Annotated in this window: 1 protein-coding gene; it reads right to left on the bottom strand. The window is 74.3% G+C overall.

Going from position 1 to position 1727, the window contains the following annotated elements; genetic code table 11:
• A partial coding sequence (locus ABD353_RS33095; RefSeq protein ID WP_344627385.1) for a glycerol-3-phosphate dehydrogenase/oxidase occupies positions 1–1576 on the bottom strand: 1576 nt, incomplete at its 3' end.
• Between the last annotated feature and the right edge of the window lie 151 nt (positions 1577–1727).

Below are 1727 nucleotides of genomic sequence, written 5' to 3'. Positions count from 1 at the left end.
CGAGGAAGGCCTCGACCTCCTGGCGGACCTCCGGCGTGTCCAGGCCGCGGACCGTCATGGTGGTGCGGCGGCGCAGCACGTCGTCCACGGTGTACGCCCACTCGTTGTCGGCGGCGTACGCGACCTGCGCCCAGACGTCCGGGCCGTCGGCGTGGACCGGCCGGCCGAGCTCCGGGTCCTGCGCGATCAGGTGGGCGATCTCGAAGGAGAGCGTGCCGTAGTGGCTCGCCAGGTGCTTGGCGACCAGCGGCTCCATCCGGGAGCCGGGCTCGCGGTCGACCAGCAGGCGGTGCGCGACGGCGTTCGGCGCGCCGACGCCGGGCAGCGGCACGGTCGCCGGGAAGGGCGACATGTCCTCGGCCAGGCCGGTGCCGGGCACGTGCTTGAGCTTCTCCAGCACGGCGCGGCCGATGTGCCGGTAGGTCGTCCACTTGCCGCCGGCGACCGACAGCATGCCGCCGCGGCCCTCGGTGACGACGGTCTCGCGCTTGGCGGCGGCGGTGTCGCCGGGACCGCCGGGCAGCACCCGCAGGCCGGCGAACGCGTAGGTGATCAGGTCGCGGTCGAGGTGCTCGTCGCGGATGGCGTGGCCGGCCTCGTCCATGATCTGGTCGATGTCGGCCTCGGTGGCGCGGACGTCCAGCGGGTCGCCGGTGTACTCCTCGTCCGTGGTGCCGAGCAGGACGTGGTCCTCCCACGGGATCGCGAAGGAGACGCGGTACTTGTCGATCGGGATGGTGAGCGCGGCGCGCCACGGGGTGCGGCGCTTGACGACGACGTGCGCGCCCTTGGAGAGGCGGATCGACGGGGCGGCGCCCGCGTCCTCCATCTTCCGCAGGTGGTCGACCCAGGGGCCGGTGGCGTTGAGCACCAGGCGGGCGGAGACGCCGAACTCGGTGCCGTCCAGGCGGTCCCGCAGCTCCGCGCCGGAGACCCGGCCGCCGGTGAAGCGCAGACCGGTGACCTCGGCGTGGTTCAGCACGACCGCGCCGGACTCGACGGCGGCGCGCACGGTCATCACGGCGACCCGGGAGTCGTTCATCTGGTGGTCGCCGTAGACCGCGACCGAGCGAAGGCCCTCGGTGCGCAGCGCCGGCACCTGCTGGGCGGCGTGCGCGGCGGTGGAGACCCGGCCCATGCCGTCGCGGAAGGCGGAGAGCGCCGAGTAGAGGAAGACGCCGGCGCCGAGCTTCGGGGCGCTGTGCGGGCCGCCCTTGTACACCGGCACGAAGAAGGTCAGCGGGTTGACCAGGTGCGGGGCGACGTCGGTGGCGAGCGCGCGGCGCTCCTTGTGGTTCTCGGCGACCAGCTTGACCGCGCCGGTCTGCAGGTAGCGCAGACCGCCGTGGACGAGCTTGGAGGAGGCGCTGGAGGTGGCGCCGGCGAAGTCGCCCGCGTCGACCATGGCGACTTTCAGACCGGCCTGCGCCGCCGTCCAGGCGGTTGCGGTGCCGAGGATGCCGCCGCCGATCACCAGCAGGTCGTAGGTGGCCTTGCCGAGCAGCTCGCGGGTCTCGGCGCGGGAGGCGGTGCGGCCGGTGGTGTAGCCGGCGCCCAGAGTCGGAATGGTTGCCATGGTGTGTGTACGGCGGCCTGGTCGGGCTGCCGTGTCTCCTCTCGGGGTGTGCGGTGCGGTCTCCGCGGGGAGACCGTGGCCGGCCCGGTGCGGCGGGCCGGAACGTCACGAAGGGGGGCCCGGGGGCGGCGCCGCCCCGCCGCCCCCGCCC

The organism is Kitasatospora arboriphila (assembly GCF_039528095.1).
Lineage (GTDB): Bacteria > Actinomycetota > Actinomycetes > Streptomycetales > Streptomycetaceae > Kitasatospora > Kitasatospora arboriphila.
Note: the sequence above shows the minus strand (reverse complement) of the source record. Positions and strands in the feature narration are given on the sequence as shown.